The 22,844-nt window shown below is 63.2% G+C and carries 16 protein-coding genes; 6 read left to right on the top strand and 10 right to left on the bottom strand.

Annotation, left to right across the window (positions count from 1 at the left end):
- Positions 1 to 10: 10 nt before the first annotated feature.
- From ACYVL5_RS08315 to ACYVL5_RS08290, 6 genes are all read right to left on the bottom strand, one after another.
- Positions 11 to 2,050: a hybrid sensor histidine kinase/response regulator gene (locus tag ACYVL5_RS08315; protein ID WP_460595093.1), complete on the bottom strand. Its 2,040-nt coding sequence runs from the start codon at positions 2,048 to 2,050 to the stop codon at positions 11 to 13.
- Positions 2,051 to 3,787, bottom strand: a complete 1,737-nt coding sequence (locus tag ACYVL5_RS08310; RefSeq protein WP_460595092.1) for a methyl-accepting chemotaxis protein — start codon at positions 3,785 to 3,787, stop codon at positions 2,051 to 2,053.
- Positions 3,788 to 3,835: 48 nt separating this feature from the next.
- Positions 3,836 to 4,381 carry a chemotaxis protein CheW gene (locus ACYVL5_RS08305; protein WP_460595091.1) on the bottom strand — a complete coding sequence of 182 codons (546 nt, stop codon included), beginning with the start codon at positions 4,379 to 4,381 and terminating at the stop codon, positions 3,836 to 3,838.
- A gap of 46 nt (positions 4,382 to 4,427) precedes the next feature.
- Positions 4,428 to 6,245 (bottom strand): CheR family methyltransferase, encoded by a 1,818-nt coding sequence (locus ACYVL5_RS08300; protein ID WP_460595090.1) that lies wholly within the window; start codon positions 6,243 to 6,245, stop codon positions 4,428 to 4,430.
- A gap of 290 nt (positions 6,246 to 6,535) precedes the next feature.
- Entirely contained in the window at positions 6,536 to 6,718 is a 183-nt protein-coding gene (locus ACYVL5_RS08295; RefSeq protein ID WP_250678247.1) for a hypothetical protein, read from the bottom strand.
- Between the two features lie 144 nt (positions 6,719 to 6,862).
- Positions 6,863 to 7,432 carry a flavodoxin family protein gene (locus ACYVL5_RS08290; protein WP_460595089.1) on the bottom strand — a complete coding sequence of 190 codons (570 nt, stop codon included), beginning with the start codon at positions 7,430 to 7,432 and terminating at the stop codon, positions 6,863 to 6,865.
- Between the two features lie 276 nt (positions 7,433 to 7,708).
- Here ACYVL5_RS08290 and pruA point away from each other — a divergent pair, with 276 nt between their 5' ends.
- From pruA to ACYVL5_RS08260, 6 genes are all read left to right on the top strand, one after another.
- Complete coding sequence (pruA, locus tag ACYVL5_RS08285; RefSeq protein ID WP_460595088.1) at positions 7,709 to 10,702, top strand: L-glutamate gamma-semialdehyde dehydrogenase; 2,994 nt, start codon at positions 7,709 to 7,711, stop codon at positions 10,700 to 10,702.
- Between the two features lie 335 nt (positions 10,703 to 11,037).
- A complete protein-coding gene (locus ACYVL5_RS08280) occupies positions 11,038 to 11,979 on the top strand; it encodes a class 1 fructose-bisphosphatase (RefSeq protein WP_460595087.1) in 942 nt (313 codons plus the stop codon).
- 103 nt (positions 11,980 to 12,082) lie between these two features.
- Positions 12,083 to 12,322 (top strand): hypothetical protein, encoded by a 240-nt coding sequence (locus ACYVL5_RS08275; protein WP_460595086.1) that lies wholly within the window; start codon positions 12,083 to 12,085, stop codon positions 12,320 to 12,322.
- Positions 12,323 to 12,552: 230 nt separating this feature from the next.
- A complete protein-coding gene (locus ACYVL5_RS08270) occupies positions 12,553 to 14,007 on the top strand; it encodes a sigma-54-dependent transcriptional regulator (protein WP_460595085.1) in 1,455 nt (484 codons plus the stop codon).
- Positions 14,008 to 14,199: 192 nt separating this feature from the next.
- Entirely contained in the window at positions 14,200 to 14,415 is a 216-nt protein-coding gene (locus tag ACYVL5_RS08265; protein WP_460595084.1) for a type II toxin-antitoxin system HicA family toxin, read from the top strand.
- Positions 14,412 to 14,843 (top strand): hypothetical protein, encoded by a 432-nt coding sequence (locus ACYVL5_RS08260; protein WP_460595083.1) that lies wholly within the window; start codon positions 14,412 to 14,414, stop codon positions 14,841 to 14,843. The genes ACYVL5_RS08265 and ACYVL5_RS08260 overlap by 4 nt, the downstream gene beginning before the upstream one ends.
- Positions 14,844 to 14,864: 21 nt before the next feature.
- Here ACYVL5_RS08260 and ACYVL5_RS08255 read toward each other — a convergent pair whose 3' ends face one another.
- The 4 genes from ACYVL5_RS08255 to ACYVL5_RS08240 all read right to left on the bottom strand — a co-directional run bounded on the left by ACYVL5_RS08255 (position 14,865) and on the right by ACYVL5_RS08240 (position 22,830).
- On the bottom strand, positions 14,865 to 16,535 hold the full coding sequence (locus tag ACYVL5_RS08255; protein WP_460595082.1) for a mucoidy inhibitor MuiA family protein: 1,671 nt from the start codon (positions 16,533 to 16,535) through the stop codon (positions 14,865 to 14,867).
- Positions 16,536 to 16,559: 24 nt separating this feature from the next.
- Positions 16,560 to 17,873, bottom strand: a complete 1,314-nt coding sequence (locus ACYVL5_RS08250) for a putative sensor domain DACNV-containing protein (RefSeq protein WP_460595081.1) — start codon at positions 17,871 to 17,873, stop codon at positions 16,560 to 16,562.
- On the bottom strand, positions 17,870 to 18,307 hold the full coding sequence (locus tag ACYVL5_RS08245; RefSeq protein WP_460595080.1) for a VOC family protein: 438 nt from the start codon (positions 18,305 to 18,307) through the stop codon (positions 17,870 to 17,872). The genes ACYVL5_RS08250 and ACYVL5_RS08245 overlap by 4 nt, the downstream gene beginning before the upstream one ends.
- A gap of 353 nt (positions 18,308 to 18,660) precedes the next feature.
- Positions 18,661 to 22,830: a DEAD/DEAH box helicase gene (locus tag ACYVL5_RS08240; protein WP_460595079.1), complete on the bottom strand. Its 4,170-nt coding sequence runs from the start codon at positions 22,828 to 22,830 to the stop codon at positions 18,661 to 18,663.
- Positions 22,831 to 22,844 lie beyond the last annotated feature (14 nt).

The following is a 22,844-nucleotide window of genomic DNA, read 5'->3' as shown; positions in this document are numbered from 1 at the left end:
CCGACTCTCGCTACCCGATCAGCATCTGCACGGTCTCAAGGAGCATCCCCTGGTCGAAGGAGCCCTTGACGATGTAGGCCTGGGCTCCCGCCTCCATGGCCTGGCGCTTGTCTTCGTCACGGGAGAGGGAGGAGACGATGATCACCGGGGTTTCCCGGTGGCGGTCGGTGGCTCTCAACTGGCGGGTGAGCTGGAATCCGTTGATGCCGGGCATCTCGACGTCCGAGATCACCAGGTCGAAATCCCGGACGGCCGCCTTCTCCAGGGCGTCTTCCCCGCAGACCGCGGTCTCCACGAGATAGCCGTTGGCGGTGAGAATGCTCTGCTCCATTGTACGCGTGGTGATCGAATCGTCAACCACCAGCACCCGCTGCTGTACCTTGACCTCCCAGCTCTTCTGCAGTCCGGGGCGGTTCTTTTCGGCCACCGCGCTGTAGAGATCGGGGACGTTGAGGATGAGGGCGGGGTTGCCGTCCCCCAGGATGGTCGCCCCGAACAGGAAGGTAACGTTTCTGAACTGCTTGCCGAGCCCCTTGACCACCACCTCCGAGTTCCCAAGGTGGGCGTCCACGGTGAAGGCTATCCGCTGGTCGCACAGTTTCAGCACCAGGGCGGTCATCCGCGCGCCGGGGAGGAGCTGCCGGCGGGGGAGCTCCAGTACGTCGGAGAGGCTGTAGACCGGGGTGGTGGTGCCGCGGACCTTGATGACCTCGGTTCCTCCCATGGTGGTGATCTCGTTTTCCCCGACCCTGAGGATCTCCTGCACGTAGTTGATGGGGATGGCGAAGGTCTCCCCGCCGCTGGCGACGATCAGGGCGTCGAGCACCGAGAGGGAGAGAGGGAGCTGAAGGGAGATCTCGGTGTGGCTCCCCACCTGGCTCGTCATGGTGAGGTTCCCCTTGATCCGCTCCACGTTCTTCTTGACCACGTCCATGCCGACCCCGCGGCCGGCCACGTCGGTGACCACCTCCGCGGTGGAGAAGCCGGGGCGCAGCGTCAGGTAGAGCGCCTCCTCGTCCCGCATCGCCTCGGCGTCCCGCTGGTCGATGAGCCCACGAGCGACCGCCGCCGCCTTGATCCTCAGCGGATCCATCCCCTTGCCGTCGTCGCGCACCTCGACCACCACCGAACTCCCCTCGTGGCGGGCGGTGATGCGCACCGAGCCCTGGCGGCTTTTCCCTTTGCTCTCCCGCTGGTCGGGGGTCTCGATCCCGTGGCAGACCGCGTTGGTCAAAAGGTGGATCAGCATCGGCTTGAGCCCCTCCAAAAGGACCCGGTCCATCTCGATGTTGGCACCCACCGTCTCCAGGCGGACTTCCTTCCCCTGTGCCTGGGCGAGGTCCCTGACCATCCGTTCGAAACCGTCGCAGATGCTCTTCAGGGGGAACATCCGAAGCGCCATGGCCTTTTGGTGGAGCTCGGCGATCAGGTAGTCGAGGTAGAGGATGTCCTCCTCGAGGTCGCGCCGGAAGGGGGCCAAGAGCTCCGCGGCGGCGCCGGTGGCCTCCCGCTCGATCCCGCGCAGGCGGGTAAGCTTCGCCTCCAGGCGCTTCTTGTTGATGATCATCTCCCCGATCAGGTTGACCAGGGCGTCCAGCGTCTTCACGTTGGCCCGCACCGTCTCGCTCAACTGGTCGGGGATCACCTCCTGTGGCTCCGCCGTGGCGAAGGAGCGTCCCACCTCGCCGCGCTCGTAATCGGCGACGAAGGCCTCCACGTCGAGCGGCGGGGGCTCACCCTTGGAGAGGGCCGAGGTGATGATGGCCACCGCGTCGGCCCCCTTCAAAAGGAGGTCGATGGCCGGGGCGTCCACCGGCCGGCTTCCCTGCTCCATCCCCTTCAGCTGCTCTTCCATGGTGTGGGTGATGGCGCTGATGTCGGAAAGCCCGACCATGCGCGCCGACCCCTTGAGCGTGTGGGCGTTTCGCAAGAGCTCGTGCAGCAGGCTCATCCGGGTCGGGTGCTTCTCCAGCACCAGGAGGCCGCTCTGCAGGGAGGCGAGGTGCTCCTCGGCCTCCCTGCAGAAGATCTCGATGTACCTTTTTCCCATCTAGGCCTCTTTCTCGGTCAGGTCCCTGAGTCTTCCCGCCAGTTCCAGGATCTCGGCGATGGCTTTCTCGGTCTCGTTGGCGCTCATGGCCACCTGCTGGGCCACGTCCCGCACCTCAGACATGGTCTCCGCCATCTGCTCGCAGGCCGAGGTCTGCTGCTGGGTGGAGAGGGAGATCTCCTTGGCGGTCCGGGAGGTCTCCTGGGCGGTGCCGACGATGGAGGCGAAGGAGAACTGGACCTTGTCCACCATCTGCGAGGCGGCGTCGACCGCCTTGGTCCCTTCCTCGGTCACCATGATGGTGTTGTTGGTGGCCCGCTGGATCTCGCCGATCAGGCCGTGGATCTGGCGGGTGGCCTCCACGGTGCGGTCGGCGAGCCTTTTCACCTCCTGGGCGACGATGGCGAAACGCTTGCCCGCCTCGCCGGCGCCGGCCGCCTCGATGGCGGCGTTGAGGGCGAGGAGGTTGGTCTGGTCGCTGATCTCGTCGATGATCTCGATGATCCCGCCGATCTTCTGGCTGTTCTCCCCGAGTTCCAGCATGGAGCGGGCGATGCTCTGCACCTGGTTTCTCACGAGATCCATTCCCATGATGGCGTTGGAGACGTCCTCGCGCCCGGCGTTGCAGTTCTTGGCGGTGTCGTCGGCCACCGATTCCACCGACTTGGCGTTGGAGGTGATCATCTTGGCGGTGATGGCGATCTCTTCGGAGGTGGTGGTCACCTCCTGAACCGCGCTCGCCTGCTGGGTGGCGCCGGAGGCCTGCTGGGCGCTGATGGCCATCATCTCGTTGGAGGCGCTGGAGAGCTGGATGACCGCCTCCTTCACCGAGCGGATCAGCCGCTCGCTCTTGGCGATCTCCTCCTTGAGATCCTTCACGATGACGGTGATCATCACGTTGAAGGCCTGGGCGAGCTCCCCGATCTCGTCCCTGCTCTCCACCGGTACGGTCTCGTCGAGGTTACCCTTGGAGATCCTCAAGGCCGCGTCGGTCAGGTTCAAAAGCGGCTTCACCGCCCGGCTCACCACGAAGAGGATGAAGGTACTGGAGACGATCAGCATGATGATCATGCTCCCGACCACCTGGTTTCTCAGCGCGGCCGCCTTCTGCTCGATCTTCTGCATGGAGAATCCGATGCGGAAGGTTCCCCAGTGTTTCCCCTGCACCTGGACGGGCACCGAGAGATCCCACATCATTTCGCCGGTGTCCCGGGGGTAGACCTGCTTAAGGAAAGGCTGCTGGTTCTTGGCCGCCGCGAGCCCCGCCGTGTCGTTGAAGATCCGCTTGGTGCGGTTGCCCGCCTTGTCCTTCTCCTTGTCGCCGGTCAAGGCCGCCGAATACTTGGAGTTGTGGGTCGGGATGTAGCCGTTGCGGTCTTCGAGCACCGCGAACACCACCTGGTCGTCCTGGAGGAACTCGTCCTCCAGGGCCTGGATGGCGCCGTCGGTGAACCTGTCGAACTGGGTGTGGTACTTCTGGGGATCGGTCCCCGGTATCGGGACGTACCTGTCGTCAAACAGCTGGTCCAGGGTGAGCTGGCCGGTGGCGACCGCCTCGCTCAGCACCCGTTCCATCGATTTGCCGCCGGTCTGGGCCAGGATCTTCCCCTTGGCCAAGAGTTCATCTTCCATGGCGGCCCGGCGGGAGCGGACGAAATAGACCGAGAAGGCGGTCATGATGACGACCTGGACCAGGATGAGGGCGAAGACGATCTTGAAGGATAGTTTGTTTGACATGGTAACCCCTGTCTGCTGCCGTAGCGTTAAGTGATCATTGCATCTGGATTAATCGGCCCCGACCATGATTTCCGGCGAGGCGAGGAGTGCTTCGAGGTCGAGAAGAATGGTGGCGCCGTCATCGGTGTTGAAATGTCCGCGGACCAGCCGCCGCCGATCCAGCGAACTCCCAGGGTGGGAGGGCTCGAACTGCTCCAGGGGGAGCCCCTGCACGCCGAGGGCCGCCTCGGCCAGGATCCCGGTGGCGAACTGTTCCGACTTCACCACGATGATCCTCCCGGTGGGGCCCAGTTCCGGCTGGGGAAGCCCCAACAGCGGGCGCACGTCCATGGCGGCGGTGATCTCGCCGCGCAGGTTGAAGACCCCCTTGATGAGATCCTGGACCGCCGGTACCTTGACCAGCCGGGGAACCCGGATCACCTCGCAGGCGTGGCGGGTCTCGAAGGCGTGACGCTCCCCCCCCAGCGTGAAGACGAGGCAGTCCATGAGCTCTTCCGCGCCGGTTTCCTGCTCGGCCAGGCCGTGCCAGTACTCGTCGCGCATCTTGGCCAGTACCGTCTGGATGTCGTAGCTTTCTTCTTGGTCAAGTGGCATGGTGCCGCTCCTTCGGGAGCCTGGGGGTTACCCCCGGCTTGTTCGCCTAGGCGACCTTGTTGAGGACGCTTTGCAGCTGCTCGAGGCAGCGCGCGCGTGAGAGCCCCCCGGAGTAGGGGACGGTCTCATCCCCCCGACTGCGGGTGAGGATGGTGATGCTGTTGCGGATTTCGCGGGCCGCTTCCGGGACCTTGCCGAGCTTGAGGTGCAGCTGCCCGAGGTGGTAGCGCGGCATGATGAAATCGTGGTTCAAAAGGAGCGCCTTGCGGTATTCGTTGGCCGCTTCGGCCAAAAGCCCGAAGCCGTCGAGCACCACCCCCCTCAGGAAGTAGGCGTCGGGGAAGAGGTCGTCCACGGTGATGGCACGGATGCAGAGTTCCAGGGCGGCGTCGAGCTCGCCTCTGCCTGCCAGGATGAACCCCTTGAGGACCAGGGCCGGTGCGCAGGCGGGAGTACCCTCCAGGATGGTCTCCAGTGCCGCCAGTGCCTCCTCGTAGCGCTCGCTGTCGTAGAGGAGCCTGGCCTTCTCCATAGGCTCCTGCCGCGGCTCCTCTACCGCCGTACACAGGGCGGGGAGTTCCGGCGGCGGCGCGGGGGGCGAGTCGGCGACCGGCTCAAGGGGTGGTTCCGCGGGGGGAGAGGTGGGCGACAGTTCGGCCGCCTTTGGCGATGCCCCTTTCACGTAGTAGAAGCTCCCCTCCAAAAGCCGGGAAGCGAGCCCGGCCTGCTGCTGCAAGAGGGACTCGGCGTGGCCAAGGAAGAGGAGCCCCTTTGGGCGTAGCGTCTGGCTGATGCTCGCGACGATGCCGGGGGCCGCCTCGGGAGAGAAGTAGATCAGCACGTTGCGGCAAAATACCGCGTCGAGATCCTTGAGCTCCGCGCAGAACTTCCCCTGGCAGGGGGTATTGAGGTTCAGGTGGAAGAATTCCACCAGCGCCTTGACCTCCTCCTTCAGCGCGAAGTGGTCTCCCTCCTTCGTGAAGTAGCGCCCCCTGATCGCCTCGTCGGTGGCCCTGAGCGACCACGCTGTATAGACCGCGCGCCGCGCCTTGGCCAACGAAACGTGGTTGATGTCGGTGGCGATGATCCTGATGTCCCGCGTCCTCCAGTCCGGGAGCGCCTCCATGAGGGCGATGGCGATCGAGTACGGCTCCTCTCCGGTGGAGCAGCCGGCCGACCAGATCCGTACCGGCTCGCCGAGGCGGCGGCGCTGGAGGGCGGCGGTGAGCGCCCGGAAGTGGGCCGGGTAGCGGAAGAAGTACGTTTCCCCGACGGTCAGAAACTGCAGGAGCTTCTGCATCTCCTGGCGGTCCTGGGCGTGCCGCTTGAGGTAGTCGAGGTATTCGGAGCAGCTGTGCATCCTAAGCGACGACATCCTCCTCCTGACCCCGCGCTCGAGCGCGGAGCGGTTGCGCACCTCGAAGTGCAGCCCGGCGGTGACCAGGAGCTGGTCGGCCAGTTCCTGGTACTGGAGGTCGGTGAGGGCGGCCTCGTATCCCGGCATGGAGGGGCGCTGGGCGATGGCGGCCACGCTGTCGAGGAGCCTGACGAGGTCGGGAGGAGAGGGGATGAAGTCGTAGACGTTCATCAGCTCAGCCTCCAGCGAGCGGCGGTCGGAGATGACGATGACCGGAATGAGATGGGGGCCTTCCGGGGTGTGGAGACGGTGGTCGCCAGCCCAGTCGGCGGCCCGGGCCCCTTCGAGGTAGACGATGAGCAGGTCCGGTTTCCGCTGGCGGAGCGCCTTGATGGGATCGGCCGCCGAGCTGATCTCGGCAATAGTGTACCCTGCCGCGGTAAGGGCACGGCAGACCGGTGCGGCTCCCTGGCTATCGTCAGTGATCAGGAGGATCTTCAGTGGCAAAGCGGTCCTTTTTCGTCCTGGAAATGTAGAGGGAGGTGACGGTGTCAGCTACGGTGCCGGGCCCCTTCCACGTCTGCCCCGGAAGGGATAAACCTATAACAGCGGCCCATTTCGGGCTGGACCAGCCTGATTGGAGGATACTATGGCTTTGCTCGGCGCTGGTCAACTAAAATATGTTTAATATAGAATGCTGTTTTGCGATAGATCGGGAGGGGATGCCGGCGCCGGTTTCGAGACGGCTTCGGCGCGATGGAAAGGGGACGGCGGGGAGTGTCGCGGGGGGCGCTACGCTACCTGAATTCGCGGTGCTGCGGATGGGTGCAGAGGTAGCCGTCGCCGAACAGGAAGGCATAGACGCAGCCGTAGCGGTTGCCCTCGGCAAGGCAGCTGGAGAACTGCTCGTTGATCTGCTTGGTCCGGCACATGGCGGTGATGGCCGGTTCCTGGAGATTTTCCGTTGCTTGGGCGAGCATGACACCCTCCTTACATTAATGGTCACCGCAGACGGCTGCTAATGATAATGCCGTTTACGTATTCCAATTATACAAAACCAATTAGTAATGCAAGGAGGGGGCGATAATTTTTTTCAGGAAGCAGGGCTCCGCGGGAGGAGCGGGTCAGGAAGTCAGCTCACGCCAGGTTTCCGCGGCCTTGGCGAGTACCGGCTCGGGGACCGCGTCGACCGTGTTGGGGCCGATCCCGCAGGCGCGGACGAGCCGCACCTCGGTGAAGTTCTGCCACTTGAGGAAGTACTGGTAGCGGGGGAAGATGTCGGCGAAGCTCGCCTCGTCCGGGTGTCCCTGACTCTGCACGAAGATGAGCTTCTTCGGGGAGAGCCGGCTGGGCTGCTGGGCGGTCGCATAGCCGGGGACCAGGTACGAGAAGGTGCGGTCCATGAAGGCCTTGAGCTGGCTGCTGAGGTCGCCGTAGTAGACCGGGGTGGCGAGCACCACCAGGTCGGCCTCCCTGACCGCGGCCAGCACCTCGGTCATGTCGTCGCGCACCACGCAGTCGTCGCGCCCCTGCTTGCACGCGTAGCAACCCTGGCACCCGCGGTAGGTGAGCCGGTTGAGTTCGAAGGTGCGGCTGGTCCAGCCGTCGGCCTCGGCGGCCTGGATGATGCGGCGGGCGATGGTGCTGCTGTTGCCCTGGCTGCGGGGACTGCCCAGGAGCGTCACTATGTTCATGATCTACCTCGCTGTACTGTTTTGATCGGGTAATAGTAACCGGATCGCAGGCAATGGGGAAGAATTTTTGCTTCCAGGCCGGAGGAGGTTGTCAAAGGGGCAATTATAGATTCATTCTCGATGGTTCGCCACCGTCGGCAATGACATTGCCTCGGAAAGATGAGGAAGACCGAGTGGCCAAGGAGTGCCCGGTGGCGGAGGCCGGGGATCCCTTGTACTCCTGCCGCCGGAGGCTATCATTGTCCTAATTAACGATCAGTCAAAAGGAGTCCCGTCATGACCAGTAGCGATCTCAACGAGCGGATCGTCTCCCGCGGCAGGGAGTTTTTTTCGCGTATCGCCGGAGAGAAGCCCTCCCTTTTCAACAAGGGGGCCTGGATGGGGAAGGTGATGGACTGGAGCATGAAGAACGAGGCCTTCAAGGTCCAGATGTTCCGCTTCGTCGACGTCTTCCCCTCGCTGACTACGACCAAGCTTTTGACCGGCCACATCGAGGAGTACTTCGGCCACGAGAAGGAGCTTCCCCCGGTCCTAGCCGCCGGCGCCAAGGTGGCCGGGATGCTCGGCACCCTCGGCGGTTCCATGCTCGGCAAGGTCCTCTCCTCCAACATCCACGACATGGCCCGCCAGTTCATAGTGGGCGAGAACAGCGCCGAGGCCATCACGAACATGGAGGCGCTCAGAAAAGACGGCTTCGCCTTCGTGGTCGACGTCCTGGGGGAGGCCACCCTCTCCGACGAGGAGGCCGAGCGCTACGTCCAGAGCTACCTCGAGCTGATGGCGGCCCTCGAGGAACAATCCCGCGAGTGGAAGCCGCTCCCTGGCCAAGGGGGAAATCCCGGGCTGGACTGGGGGCACGCGCCCAAGGTGAATGTTGCCGTCAAGCCGAGCGCCCTCTTTTGCCTGGCGAATCCCCAGGATTTCGCGGGATCGGTGGCCGCCATCCTGGAGCGCCTGCGTCGTATCGCCGACCAGGCGGTGGCGATGAACGCCTTTCTCTGCATCGACATGGAGAGCTACCGCCACAAGGAGATCACCCTCGAGGTCTACCGCCGGCTGAGGATGGAGTACCGGGACTACCCGCACCTCGGTGTGGTGCTGCAAGCCTACCTGAAGGATACCGACGGCGACCTGGCGAAACTTTTGGCCTGGGCGCGGGATGAGCGGGTGGGGATCTCGGTGCGGCTCGTGAAGGGCGCCTACTGGGACTTCGAGACGGTGCGGGCCGCCCAGAACGGGTGGGAGGTCCCGGTCTGGACGATCAAGGCCGAGACCGATGCCGCCTTCGAAAGGCAAGCGCGCGAGATCTTGAAGAACCACGATATCTGCCATTTCGCCTGCGCCTCCCACAACATCCGCACCATCTCGGCGGTGATGGAGATGGCCGCCGACCTCAAGGTCCCCGAGGAGCGCTACGAGTTCCAGGTCCTCTACGGCATGGCCGAACCGGTGAGAAAGGGGATACTCCGGGTGGCGGGGCGGATCCGCCTCTACTGTCCCTACGGGGACCTGGTCCCCGGGATGGGGTACCTGGTGCGCCGGCTGCTGGAAAACACCGCCAACGAATCCTTCCTGCGGCAGAGTTTCGCGGAGGAAGCCGAGATCGACCGCTTGCTGGAGGACCCGGCCCTGAAGGCCGAACGTGAACGGTCGCGGCAGGCGGGGAGGGGAGGGCCCCCGGACCAAAAAGGGGAGCCCGCTCCCTTCGCCAACCAACCGGCGGCCGATTTCACCCTGGAGGAGTTGCGGGAGGCGTTTCCCCGGCAGATCGCGCGCAACCGCGGGCGGCTGGGCAGGAGCTATCCCCTCTTCATAAACGGGCGGGAAGTGACCACCGCCGATACCATCCCTTCGGTGAATCCCGCCGCCCCCAGTGAAGTGATCGGCGTCGCCTGCCAGGCCGGAGTGGGCGAAATCGGCGAGGCGATCGCCGCGGCCAGGGAGGCCTTCCCCGCCTGGCGGGACACCCCTCCCGCGGAGCGTGCCGGCTTCCTCAGGAAGGCCGCCTCCCTGGCCCGCTCCCGCATCGTCGAGCTGGCGAGCTGGCAGGTGCTGGAAATCGGCAAGCAGTGGGACCAGGCCTACGCGGACGTGACCGAGGCGATCGACTTCCTGGAATACTACGCGAGCGAGATGGTGAGGCTCGGGGTGCCGCAAAGAGTGGGGAGTGTCCCGGGAGAGGTCAACCATTACTTTTACGAGCCGCGGGGAATCGCCGCCGTCATCTCCCCCTGGAACTTCCCCCTCGCCATCAGCATGGGGATGGTGTCCGCCGCGCTCGTGACCGGTAACTGCGTGGTGTTCAAGCCGTCGGGGCTCACCCCGGTGGTGGGGTGGCAGGTCATGGAGCTCTTCCGGGAGGCGGGGCTTCCCCCGGGTGTCCTGCATTACACGCCCGGGCGGGGCTCGGTCATGGGGGATTTTCTCGTGGACAGCCCGGAGATCAGCCTGATCGCCTTCACCGGTTCCATGGAGGTCGGCCTGCGGATCATCGAGCGGGCCGCCAAGGTCAACCCCGGGCAGGCCAACGTGAAGAGGGTGGTCTGCGAGATGGGGGGGAAGAACGCCATCATCATCGACGCCGCCGCCGACCTCGACGAGGCGGTCCCTCACGTGATCTACTCCGCCTTCGCCTTCCAGGGGCAGAAGTGTTCCGCCTGCTCGCGGGTCATCGTCCTCGATGCGGTCTACGACCGCTTCGTCTCCCGCCTGGTGGAGATGGCCAGGGCGCTGAAGATCGGCCCCGCCGAGGACCCCGGCAACTATCTCGGCGCGGTGGCCGACGGGCAGGCGATGAGAAGCATCACGGAATACATCGAGATCGCCAGAAGGGAAGGGGAGCTGCTCTACCAGAGCCGGGTACCCCACGGTGACGGCTACTTCGTCCCGCTAACCATCGTGGGAGGGATCGGGCCGGAGCACCGGATCGCCCAGGAGGAGGTCTTCGGGCCGGTGCTCGCCGTCATGCGCGCGAAGAACTTCGACGATGCCATCGAGCAGGCGAACTCCACCAGGTTCGCCCTGACGGGCGGGCTCTTCTCCCGCAGCCCCAAGCACCTAGAAAAGGCCCGGCGGGAGTTCCGGGTGGGGAACCTCTACCTAAACCGCAACAACACCGGGGCCCTGGTCGGGCGCCAGCCCTTCGGAGGCTCCCGTATGTCCGGTGTCGGCACCAAGGCGGGCGGTCCGGACTACCTCCTTCACTTCATGGATCCGCGGGTGGTAACCGAGAACACCATGCGGCGGGGATTCGCTCCCGACGAGGAGTAAAAGCGGCTCTTTCAAGGCACCAGGGATTCAGTCGGGGTGGGCAAAGCCGACTGCTCATCCCTGGTGCCTCCGGCATTGCCATGGCGGCCGGTGTCATTGTCGCAGGGCGACATGACAGTATCCCTCTGTATCATCCCGACATCCTCTCATATAACCTCTGTAACACCGGAATATCACCGTCAGCGGTACTCTCAGTGGCTCTCTCCTCTGTTAACCGCTTTTCTTTATCCAATCTTCGTCATCCATTTTTCTTGCTTTTTCCCTTGATTTATCACGACATTTGACATAATCTACGGCGCCGTAAGATAATTTTAATTTAATGTTGGAGGATTGCGATGATTAAACAAGCCGGTACCTCGAAATTCCAGATCGATCTGCGTCGTCACCTGCGTAGCCAGAACATTTGCGACAACCTCGTGCACCTTATGTGCGAGATCGCCGAGGCGAGCAAGTACGTCATCAACGCGGTCCGGACGGGTGATCTCGGCGTCGCCGGTACCTCCAACCTCTACGGCGAGGAACAGCTCGCCCTCGACGTGCTCTCCGACAGGATCATGCGCAAGAGGCTGATCCACTCCGGCGTGGTCTGCAACATCGCCTCCGAGGAGATGGACGAGATCTACCAGTGCCAGGCCAACGCCGACGGGCTCTACTCGGTCGCCTACGATCCCCTCGACGGCTCCTCCCTGGTCGACGTGAACCTCGCCGTCGGCACCATCGTCTCCATCTATGCCGGCTCCGAGCTGCTCCAGCCGGGGCGTAACCAGGTCGCCGCCATGTACATCCTCTACGGGCCGAGGGTCTCCCTGGTCTACACCGTGGGCGACGGCGTGCACGAGTTCACCATGAACAACCTCATGGAGTACACGCTCACCCGCGAGAACATCAGGATGAAGCCGGAAGGGGACATCTACGCCCCGGGCGGCCTGCGCAACAAGTACACCGAGGGGAACGAGAAGTTCATCCGTCACCTCGAGGACAAGGGGTGCAAGCTCCGTTACTCCGGCGGCTTCGTCCCCGACATCAACCAGGTGCTGATGAAGGGGAAAGGGCTCTTCATGTACCCGGCGCTCCAGGGCTCCCCCAACGGCAAGCTCCGCGTGCTGTTCGAGCTCAACCCGATGGCCTTCATCGTCGAGCACGCCGGCGGCGCCGCCAGCACCGGGACCATCCCGATCCTCGACCTGCAACCCGAGTCTCTCGACCAGCGGGCACCGGTCTATATCGGCTGCGCGGAGGATGTCAAAACGGCCGTAGCGTTTGTCAATGGGAAGTGAAATGTAGTAGAATGCGGTGCGTAAGTACACCCATTCCTTTTTGCTAAAGTTCTCCTCACCTGCGTCGATACATGTAAAAAAGGTGGAGAACAACGAGGTACCGATGGAAAACCAGCAGCCACCCCGCCGCCTTTGCAGCGAGATACAGCTCTTTGATCTTTGCGACCTTGATGAGTGTTCCAAGAAGGACGGCCGTTACTGCACCGATCCGAAAACCCTTGAGCGGTTCGAGGCCATAAAGGAAGAGGATGAGCGCTCACAGTATCTCCCCGAGGAGATGGAGGAGGAAGAGGGGGAAGATGATGACTTCGGCGGCGATGAGTACGAAGATGACGAGTACTAACCACCACCCCCTATAGTTTGTCTGCAAAAGAACCGCTTCCACCCAGGCGGTTCTTTTGTTATGGAGTGACGTCTTAGCATACTCTGCTACACTGATACATCGTTACAGGCGGTCTTACGCGCCTCACGGCCTGCCGCTTTACTCTGCCTGCCAAAACCCTGAACTGCATATCGGCCGGTAACCACTGGCTCCGGCCTGCCACTTGAATTACGCCCACGAGGGGAACGAAGATGACCGCGAAACTGCTGATCCTTGATGACGACCACGATATTCTGCTTATGCTGAAGAGTATCTTCGCCGGTGAGGAGTACGAACTCCTGCTGGAGAGCGACAGCGAATCGGCCCTGAGGAGGGTGATCGCCGACCGCCCCAACGTCGCCATCATGGACATCAGCCTCCCGCAGAAATCCGGCCTCGAGGTGCTCAAGGAGGCGAAGAAGATCGACCCGGGGCTGGCGGTCATCATGGCCACCGGTTACAAGACCACCCAGAACGCCATCGAGGCGATGAAATACGGGGCCTTCGACTACGTCACCAAGCCGTTCGACATGAACAAGCTGAAGGCGACGGTCAAGAAGGCGATCGACTGCAACCTGTTAAGCCGCAAGGTCCGTTACACCAAGGAGCGCCCGCAGGTCGAGGAGGACCTCACCGAGGACCTGATGATCGGCTCCTCCCCGGAGATGATCGAGATCTGGAAGATGGTCGGCACGGTCGCCGATTCCGACGCCACCGTGCTCATCCAGGGTGAGTCGGGGACCGGCAAGGAGCTCCTCGCCCGCGCCATCTACAACAACTCCCGCCGCAAGAACCGCCCCTTCCTGGCCGTCAACTGCGCGGCCATCCCGGAAGCGCTGCTCGAGTCCGAGCTCTTCGGCCATGAGAAGGGCGCCTTCACCGATGCCCATTCCCGCCGGATCGGGAAGTTCGAGCAGTGCAACGGCGGCACCATCTTTCTCGACGAGATCGGCGAGATGAGCATGGCGAACCAGGGGAAACTCTTGCGCGTGCTGGAGAACCAGGAGTTCGAGCGGGTAGGGGGGAACGAGACCATCAAGGTCGACGTCAGGGTCGTCGCCGCTACCAACCGGAGCCTCCTCACCTGCGTGAAGGAGAAGAGCTTCAGGATGGACCTCTTCTACCGCCTCCGGGTGGTGAACTTCTTCCTCCCGCCGCTCAGGGACCGGGCGGAGGACATCCCGCTGCTGGTCGACCTCTTCGTGAAGAAGTTCTCCAGGAAGTACGGGAAGAACATCAAGGGGGTCGCTCCCGAGGCCATGTCCATGCTGACCACCTGCAACTTCGACGGCAACATCCGTGAGCTGAAGAACGTCATCAACTCCGCCACCGTCTTTTGCCGCGGCGATATCCTGATACCGGGCGACTTCGAGTCCTTCCTCAAGGCGAAGACTCCCGCCATCAAGGAAGTCGACCTGGAGGCGGCCGGCGACGACTACTACGAGGTCTTCTGGAGCATGCTGGAACCGGTCTTCGACGGCATCTGCCAGAAGAACAAAGGGGCCATCTACGAGAGCGTCAACATGGGGCTCGAGAAGGCGCTCATCCACATGGCGATGGAGAAGAGCAACAACAACCAGGTCTTCGCCGCCAAGCTGCTGGGCATCAGCCGCAACACCCTGCGCGACCGGCTGGAGCGTTACCGGATCGGTACGGCCGACGCCTGACCCCATCCTCATCCCGCCCCTCCGCTGGAAAGGGAGGGAGCGTTTCTTCAACTGCCGATACTAGTATGAGAAAAGCAAAAGCCCCTCTCCCGATGGAGAAGGGCTTTTGCTTTTTGCTCAATGACCGTGGACCTGCCGGGAAAACTTTCCTTCGCTATTGACTAGCGGACATTTCTGTCCGATAATTCCACGATGAATGGAGCGGAATTCGTCAAACGAGCCAAAGCGGCAGCAAAGAGGAAGGGGCTATCCTGTACCCTCGATTCTTCGCGTGGCAAGGGGAGTCATGCAACACTTTACCTCGGTGACAAATTCACCATCATCAAAGACCGCAAGAAAGAGATTGGGCCCGGCCTTTTGGCTTCCATGCTCGCGGATTTGGGCCTGACCAAGGAGGATTTACGATGAGTACGTTTCGGTACTCCTGTACCATCACCTGTGACGAAAGCGGGTTTTTCCTTGTTAGGTTTCCGGACCTTTCTGGAGCGGCCACCGACGCAAAGACGCGGGATGAAGCCCTTGCCGAAGCCGAAGATTGCCTCGCCGAAGCTGTAGCAGGCTACCTTGTGCGCCGTGAGCGGGTGCCTGAGCCGGCTTTTAGCGGTAGTAACGCCTCAGTTGTCCTCGATCCTCTTCTTGCCGCGAAAGCGGCATTGAACAACGCCATGCTGGACGCCGGACTATCACGCACTGAGCTTGCCGCCCGTCTCGGTGTGGATGAAAAAGTAGTCCGCCGGTTGCTCGATCCCAAGCACCAAAGCCATATTCGGGCCGTGCTGCGCGCCGCTGCATTGCTTGGACTCAAGGCAGAGGTACGTTTCGAGCGGGCCGCCTAGCATCCCCCTCATGTTCCCCTGTCACTGCAGCCTGGTCAGCTCGCGGTCCTTGGGATACTCGATCACGATTTCGTAGGTGATCTTTTTCTTTTCGCCGGGCGCGATATCCAGCTTCCAGACGAGGGTGCCGTCGCCCTTGGTCTCGGTCGGCTTCATGCTCGGCTCCTCCAGGTTCACCTTGATCTCGGCGTTGCCGGCGATCGGCAACTGGTCGAGAACCGACACCGTCACCGGACGCTTCTTGTAGTTCTGCATCTCCACCGCGATATGGTAGCTCACGCTGCTGCTTCCCAAAAGCCCCCCTTTTTTCTTCACCTTGGTGACGTCCCGCTTGACCTTGATCTGGTCGTCGGCCCCCAGGAAGAGATCGAACTTCTCCCCGGGAGCGATGCTCTTGAGATTGGTCTTGCCGGTGAAGACCGCATCGTTGAAGATGCTGGCCTCGCCGGGGAGCAGGGGATAGGCGGTGTCGTTCACCACCTCCGATTTCAGGTACACCTTGGGCATGAGCTTCGGGACGGTCACGTACTCAGCCGCCACCGGCACCCGGTTGACCGCGATGACGGTCCCGGCGCGGGAGCCGTCGGTGGGGACATCCACCGGGCGGGCGATGGCGAAGAGGACCGAGGTCTGCCCCTCCTGGACCCGGGCGGGCATCGGCGCCGCCTTGGCCATGGGAACCGGAGCCGGAGCCGCCATCGCGCCGCTCATCGCTTTGGCGGGAGCCTCCTCCATGTATCGCTGGCTGGCCTCAGCCCGGCGCATCTCATCCTCGTAGGCAATGATGCGTGGCGGCTCGTAGAAGGCGACGTTCCAGGGAGTAAGCTCCGGCGGCGCCCCTCCCACCTCCGGGTTGGCGGTCGAAAGCGCCAGTTTCACCCCCGGCCAGTCCTCCCCGCTGGTCTGCCAGACCTGGGCCCGGTAGGTGATCTCCGCCTCCTTCCCGTCCGGCGCAAGCCGCAGGTCATAGTCGGGCTCCCACCCGGTGCCGGTCACCAGATAGCTCAGGTCCATGGCGAAGGACATGTCCCGGTCCGCGTCGATCGCCACCTGGACCGTGTTGGCCTCCTTCATCCCTTCGCCCCGGGTCTGGTCGAGCTCCCTCTTGAGCGCCTCTATCTTTTCCAGGAGCGGTTTCTTGGACGCCTCGGCCTGGTACAACTGATCCTGGACCTTGCCGACCCCCTCGCCGACGAACCTGGAGGCCTCCCCGAGTTCCGCCGTGGAGGGTTTGCCGGCCCCCAGCTCCTTGGAGATCCGCTCGCCCCAGCCGACCTTCACCGAGAGAAGAAACGCCTCCTGGGCGGCGAGCCCTTTCTTGCGCGCGTCGATCGCCTGCACCTGGGCGTTCAGCCGGGTGATCTCGTCCTCCAGCGTGTGAATCCTCTGCTCCTGGGCCCTCTCGAGGAAGACCCTCTTGACGGAGATCCCTTCCAGCCGGGTCGTTCCCGGTCCCTCCCCTTCCACCCTGACCGATTTCTCCAGCATGGTCTGGGGAAGCCCGTCGATGGTGACCAGGTTCCCCCCCGCCTTCAACGCCACCGTGGCGTGCCGGGTGACCTGGGCCCGGTCGAGATAGACGGTGACCGAGGTGATGCGCGACGATGCCTTGACCGCATGATCGGCCGCCACCGCCGTGAAGGGGAGGGTGAGAACCAGCAACAGCGAAACGAATCCCATGCCACTTTTCATAGTCAGCCTCGTTGTGTGTGTGAGCTACTTCTTGGACGCATAGGTGTAGTACTTCAGCTTGATGTTTTCCCAGAGGATCAGACGGCCCTCGACCTTGGTGATGACCCTGACCTCGCCGTCCTGCGAGATGACGAACCCGATGCTGCCGGGATGCTGGAAACAGTAGCGCATCATCGAGCGATGGCGGGTCCCGAAATGGTTGTAGCTGACCGGTTTCAACTTGGAAGGGGTGGCCATCCGGTCGGTGGCGAGGTAGAGGTTGGCCGGCTCCTGCGGCGTCATGATCTCCACCCCGTACCCCTTCACGTCGAGGCTGCGGTCCATGACCACCAGCCCGTCCACCCGGGTGAGGATGGCGACGAACCAGATGACGCCGTCGATCTCGTTCTTGTTGGCCCGGAGATCCTTCTCGAACTTTCTCAACTGGAGAACCTTCTGCAGCGGGATCTCTCTCTCCTTCGCCTCTGCACCCCCGAGCACGCTCTTCTCCAGGAAATCCGACTTTATCTTGGTGATCGCGCTGGTGGTGAGGGCGGTGCGGAGCCGGTCGTAGTTGATCCGGTACTTTATGTTGAGATCGGGCGTGTCGATGTTGGGGGTGATGAGTATGGCGCCCCCTTTCTTGATCTTCTGGATCCTCAGGAGGATGCGGCAAAGAACGGAGAGCCACTGCTGGGTATGGAATTCGTCCAGGTGGGGACCTGCGTACATGTCGTCCGCGATGTGCGCCCGTACCGAGGCGAGGTAACTCTCGATGCCGGGGTTGAGCAGGCTTCTGACCGGGCTCTCCCGGAAGATGTCGAGGGCGTTACGGATGAGCTCGTTGATCCTAAGCTCGGCGACCTTCTCGTAGCGGATGTAGACCACGACCACGCCGGTTCCCTCGACGCTCGCCTGGAAGAGCCCGGGGCGGTCCGGCTGGATCTCGGCGCTGCGGTTGAGGAACTTGTGGAAGAGGTTCTGCTGGTCCACCAGCCCCCAGATGAGGAGCTTCCCCTCCCTGTCGGGCCACACCACGAACGAGGAGGTGCGGAGTTCGGAGGACTTGGCGATCTTGACCAGGTTGGAGACCTCGAAGGTGATCGGTTCCTCGAACGGCACGTAGCACCACCGGTCCTTCATCGGGTTGCGCGGCGGCTTGGGGTCCGGAACGCCGGGATCGAGGAAGACCATGTGGAACTTGACCGGTTCGGACTCCTCGGTCCTCAGGCTGGAGAAATACATGGTCTCGAAGAGGTCGATGATGATCCGCTCGTCGGGGAAGGAGAGGTGGCGCTTGCGAAGCTCGGCGCAGACCGATTCGGCCAGGTGTCGCGGGGTCTTGTTGCGGCCGCTCATGGTTCTGGGTACTCGGCCAATTCCAGCAGGATGCCGTCTGGCCCGTACAGGTAAACCAGCTTCTTCCCGGTCTTTTCCCAGATCCTTATGTCACTCAGAAAGGAGACGCCATGCTCTTTGAGTCTGACAACCTCCGACTCCAGATCGGTGACCGCGAAGGCGAGATGTCTGAAGCCTATCCGATCGGCCAGACCGATGTCGGCCGCAGGCTTTGAGTCGCCCTCGAACTGTAACAGCTCGATCGAGAGGTTCGAACCCGGATGATGGAGCGCGACGAATTTGCCGCGCGCGCCGGAGATCCCGGTGAGGCTGGCAAGAAACACGGTATCGAGCTCGGAGCTTATGCCTTCGGTGAAACCAAAGAGAGAGAAGAAATGGCGGGCGGCATCAAGGTCGGTGACCACGATGTTCAGATGATCCATCCGTTTGATCATTGTAAGCCTTTCGGAGACAGTCAGTGATTCGCTCTTCCTGAAATTCTACCGGGAATAGGCGATGGCACAATAGCATATCAGCGGGAGATTATTCAATTTTTACTCTGCCCGAGCGTTACCTCCTCGCCCTTCAAACCTCCCTTACCTCCTGCCCCTCTCCCGGAGGGAGTGAAAAGTATCCCCTCGCCCCTTCAGGGGAGAGGGTGGCCGAAGGCCGGGTGAGGGAGGTGTGAACCGAAGCCCGGGTAAGAAAGAAGGGATGGCGGAGTAGATGGCCGAAGCCCGGGTAAGGGGGCGCTGAGCCGGAGGCAGCGTAAGTGCGGAGACAGTGGCCGGAAGCCGGGCGAGGCGTGTTACCGTCCGTCGCTTCTCAAAAGCGCCAGAAGCTCGTCCGCCGTCATCTTCCCGCTGATATCGCTCTCCTCCAGGAGGCTGTCCGCCAGGCCGCGCTTTTGCTGGTGGAGGCCGACGATCTTCTCCTCGATGGTCCCCTTGGCGACCAGCCGGTAGATGGTCACCGGCCGCTGCTGCCCGATCCGGTGGGCCCGGTCCGAGGCCTGGTCCTCGACCGCCGGGTTCCACCAGGGATCCATGTGGATGACGTAGTCCGCGGCGGTGAGATTCAAGCCGACCCCGCCGGCCTTGAGGCTGATCAGGAAGAGGTCCCCTTCGCCCGCCTGGAAGGCGTCCATGCTCCTCTTGCGCTCGGCGGGGGGGGTGCTCCCGTCGAGGTACTGGTAGGAGATCCCGCACCGCTCGACGAACTCCCGGATGATCGCCAGGTGCCCGACGAACTGGCTGAAGACCAGCGCCTTGTGGCGGTTCTCCCTGAGCTCCTCCAGGATCTCCCCGAAGGCGGCCAGCTTGGCACTCGGGATGGGAGTCTCGGGGAGCACCAGCCGGGGATTGCAGCAGGCCCGGCGCAGCCGCATGATCTCCGCCAGGATCTTCATATGCAGCTCGCCCTTCCCCTCCACCTTTCCGATCCCCGCCAGGTTGTCCAAAGCACTTCTGCGCATCGCCTCGTAGAGGGCGGCCTCTTCCTTCCCCATCTCCACCCGGACGGTGATCTCCGTACGCGACGGAAGCTCCTCCAGCACCTGGTTCTTGGTCCGGCGCAGGATGAACGGCTGGATCAGTTTTTTGAGCCGCTGGCGCGCCTTCTTGTCCTCGCTCTTTTCTATGGGGGAGGCGAACTTGACGTTGAACTGCTTGAGCGATCCCAGAAGGCCGGGATTGATGAACCTGAAGACGTTCCACAGTTCGCCGAGGTGGTTCTCGATCGGGGTCCCGGTGGCCACCATCTTGAACTCGCCCTTGAGCTCCATCGCCGCCTGGCTCCTCTTGGTGGCCATGTTCTTGATCGCCTGGGCCTCGTCCAGCACGATGGCCTGCCAGGGGACCGCCGCCAGCAGTTCCCCGTCCTGCTGGAGGAGACCGTAGCTGCAGACCACCAGGTCGAACGGCTTGAGCCCCTTCAGGCTCTCCGCCCTCTTGCCGCCGCCGAACATAACCACGTTGAGGGTGGGGGCGAACTTCCTCGTCTCGCTCTCCCAGTTGAGGCAGACCGAGGTCGGTGCCACCACCAGGGACGGGCCGTTGGCGGCCATGGTGAGGATCTGGGCCAGCGCCTGGACCGTCTTGCCAAGCCCCATGTCGTCGGCGAGGCAGGCGCCCACCCCCCAGTGGGAGAGCCGGTTCAGCCAGGCGAACCCTTCCTCCTGGTATCCCCGGAGCTCCGCCTGGAGGGTAGGGGGAAGCTGCGGGGTGAACGATCGTGCCTCCCTAAGCCGCCGCAGATGTTCCTTCCATTTCCTGTCGGTGGAAAGATCCCCCACCTCGTCCGCGAACTCCTCGAACAGGGAGGCGGAAAGCGGATGGAAGCGGAAGGCGTTTCCCTGCAGGTCGGCGAAGGCGGCGATCTCCTCCAGTCGTTTGCGCAACTGGGCGGAGAGCGCCAGGAACTCGCCGTCCCCCAGCGGCACGAAGCGGCCGTGGGCATCGCGCGCCATATCGACCAGTTGCCTGAGGTTCAGGGTCAGCCCCTCGTCGAGTTTCAGCTCCCCCTCCAGCTCGAAGTAATCCTTCGCCTGCCTGATGGAGGCCTTGCAGTGCCCGGGGGAGGCTTCCATCTTCACCCTGAATTTCGCCCCCTCCGGCCAGGCCACCCGCACCGAGTCGCCCAGCGACTGGAGCTGGAAAACCACCTCCAGCGCCCGGTCCGGGGAAGGGACCAGCCACTCGTTGTCGCTCTCTTCGCTTTCGGGGAGCTCGGTGAGTGCCGCCACCGCGTCGGCCGCCCTGCGGACCTCGAGCCGGAGGTCCCGTTTCGCCTGGAGCCTGTTCCCCTCGATCTCGGCCAGGATGGTCTCCCCGCCCCCTCCGGGACGGAAGTAGGGGCCGGCCTGGGAGAACGGGCGCACCAGCAGCTCCAGCTTGATCCCGGCGCTGTAGGGGAGGAGGTGGAAGCAGGGAGTGGGATCCCCCTCCACCTGCTGGGCCGCCGCATCGCCGATGTCGGAGTGGACGGTGAGCAAAGAGGAGAGCGAGTTGATCGCCTCCAGCGCCTTGTGCTGTGCCTTGGCCGGGAGGGTGAGCCCCTTGCCGAGCACCGCGGCGATCTTGTGATGCTCCTCACGTGCCTCGAATATCTTCAGCCGGGTAGGGCTCTCCTTCTGGATGTAGATCTTCTGATCCGGCTCGAAAGGGGGGAAGATGCTTAGCTGGTAGCGCTTTCCCTCGGCGGTGAACTGGAGCTCAGGTTCGCCTCGCACGAGCTCCAGCCGGACGGTCCCGGCGGCATCCAGGTAGGTGTGGGGGTGGGCAACCAAAAGCGGGAGTGCCTGGTCGAGGTCCAGGCGGTAGACCTCCCGGCCGTAACCGTAGTAGCCGCCGAATTCCCGCTGCTTCTTGATGCAGCTGCAGACCTTCAGGTCCTGATCGGTCAGGTATCCGAGCCTCTCCGGCTCCTCGGCGAGCCTTTTCAGCGAAACGTTCTTGCCGGAGCTCCATTTGCCGGAAGCGCCCTGCTTTTGCTCCCGCGGGGTGACCTCGAGGTGGCGCCCCTCATTGTCGCAGTGCCAGATGAGGCGCATGGTGCCGGCGGCAGTGTCCGGCGCGCTCTTCTCGGCGGCGGTCAGTTTCATCAAGGCGGCCAGGGCGTTCTCCCAGAACTCGATCTTCTCCACCGCGTCGCAAAGGGGGACGAGCTGGCAGTCGAGGTACCGTTGCCGGGCCTGGGCGGCCGGTTCGGATTCCACCCCGCACGCGGAGGCGGCGAGAGTGAATTCGTCGGCCAGCCACTGGTACCCCGCCACCTGCGCCTGCGAGGAAAGCTTCGGCAGATGCTCGGCCGCCACCTTGGCCTCATTCGAATCGCACCAGTGCAGCGCGAGCGACATGAAAAGCGCCACCTGGGGCGAGTACGCCGCCTGGTATATGCTGTTTTCCAGCGCCTTCTTCCCCCCCCGCTCGCCCCTCAGCTCCTTGATGACCTCCTCAAGCACCAGGTAGACGGTCTGGTACGGCCACTCCTTTCTCTTGGTCACGAAGGAGCAGTAATCGGCGCAGCGTTTAAGGAGCGCTTCGTCGCCCGATCCCAGCAGGGCCACCAGGTAGATGGGGCCGGTGAGGTCGTCGAAAAAGACCTTCCTCTTCCCGGTCTCCTTCTTGAGCAGGGTGATGGCCGCTTCGAAGAGCTCGATGGACTCCTGGCGCCCGCCCCGGGCGAGGGCAAGCGCGCCGGCGACCGCCGCCTGCAAGGAGGTGGCGAGCGGCTGGCACGCCTCGATGGCATCGGCCAGCCGTCCCCTGAGAAACAGCTCCATGCAATAGAGGTCGCGATACGCCTCCGGCAGGGCATTTTGCTCCACCAATTCGTGGAGGATCTGGAACTGTTCCCGGGACGGCTTCAGGGAGGACTGCGCCTGGCAGAGAATGCCTTTCAGCGAGGCGGCCTGGATCGGCAGCGGCAAGGTGCGGAACCAGGCGCCGTCGAAAGGCGAGTTGCAGATGGTCTCGAAGACCGGGGTGACTGAGGCTTCGTAGGGGTACTGCCGCTGGAAACGTTCGAGGGCCTGGATGGCGGCATCGACGTCCTTGCGGTGGATGGCAATGCGGATGTCACGGACGGCTTGAAGTGGCGTCCGGTAGTAATATCCCCCCCATTCGGAGACCATGGGGATCTCCCGCTGCGCCGTGGTGGCCATCGGCTCGAACGTCTGGTCCGCCTGTGCGCTCAGCGTCGCGTGGTGCATGAGGGAGGGATCGCAGCGGAACCCGTCGTGGCTGGAGCGGACGAGCTTCAGGCGCTTGAGATGGTCCAGCAGCTCGGAAAGGGTGACCCCGTTCAACGCCTTTTCTCCCTGGGTGCGGAGAATCGGATGGCGGAGGATGTTCAGCAGGGTGGTCTTGGGGACCGGGGCGTAGACGATAGAGAGCAGCTGCACCACGCTCCGCTGGAGGGGCGTGCAGCGTGCGAAGGCTTCGAGGAGTTTTTTGTCGGGGGCGGGGACAGGCGGCAAGGGAGCTCCTTAGC

It is taken from the genome of Geomonas sp. Red276 (assembly GCF_054784495.1).
Note: the sequence above shows the minus strand (reverse complement) of the source record. Positions and strands in the feature narration are given on the sequence as shown.

Bases quoted from the DNA above. Each gene is read 5' to 3' on its own strand.
- ACYVL5_RS08305 (WP_460595091.1), bottom strand. From the start codon at position 4,381: ATGCCACTTGACCAAGAAGAAAGCTACGACATCCAGACGGTACTGGCC.
- ACYVL5_RS08310 (WP_460595092.1), bottom strand. From the start codon at position 3,787: ATGTCAAACAAACTATCCTTCAAGATCGTCTTCGCCCTCATCCTGGTC.
- ACYVL5_RS08245 (WP_460595080.1), bottom strand. From the start codon at position 18,307: ATGATCAAACGGATGGATCATCTGAACATCGTGGTCACCGACCTTGAT.
- ACYVL5_RS08250 (WP_460595081.1), bottom strand. From the start codon at position 17,873: ATGAGCGGCCGCAACAAGACCCCGCGACACCTGGCCGAATCGGTCTGC.
- ACYVL5_RS08290 (WP_460595089.1), bottom strand. From the start codon at position 7,432: ATGAACATAGTGACGCTCCTGGGCAGTCCCCGCAGCCAGGGCAACAGC.
- ACYVL5_RS08255 (WP_460595082.1), bottom strand. From the start codon at position 16,535: ATGAAAAGTGGCATGGGATTCGTTTCGCTGTTGCTGGTTCTCACCCTC.
- pruA (WP_460595088.1), top strand. From the start codon at position 7,709: ATGACCAGTAGCGATCTCAACGAGCGGATCGTCTCCCGCGGCAGGGAG.
- ACYVL5_RS08280 (WP_460595087.1), top strand. From the start codon at position 11,038: ATGATTAAACAAGCCGGTACCTCGAAATTCCAGATCGATCTGCGTCGT.
- ACYVL5_RS08260 (WP_460595083.1), top strand. From the start codon at position 14,412: ATGAGTACGTTTCGGTACTCCTGTACCATCACCTGTGACGAAAGCGGG.
- ACYVL5_RS08295 (WP_250678247.1), bottom strand. From the start codon at position 6,718: ATGCTCGCCCAAGCAACGGAAAATCTCCAGGAACCGGCCATCACCGCC.
- ACYVL5_RS08265 (WP_460595084.1), top strand. From the start codon at position 14,200: ATGAATGGAGCGGAATTCGTCAAACGAGCCAAAGCGGCAGCAAAGAGG.
- ACYVL5_RS08315 (WP_460595093.1), bottom strand. From the start codon at position 2,050: ATGGGAAAAAGGTACATCGAGATCTTCTGCAGGGAGGCCGAGGAGCAC.
- ACYVL5_RS08270 (WP_460595085.1), top strand. From the start codon at position 12,553: ATGACCGCGAAACTGCTGATCCTTGATGACGACCACGATATTCTGCTT.
- ACYVL5_RS08275 (WP_460595086.1), top strand. From the start codon at position 12,083: ATGGAAAACCAGCAGCCACCCCGCCGCCTTTGCAGCGAGATACAGCTC.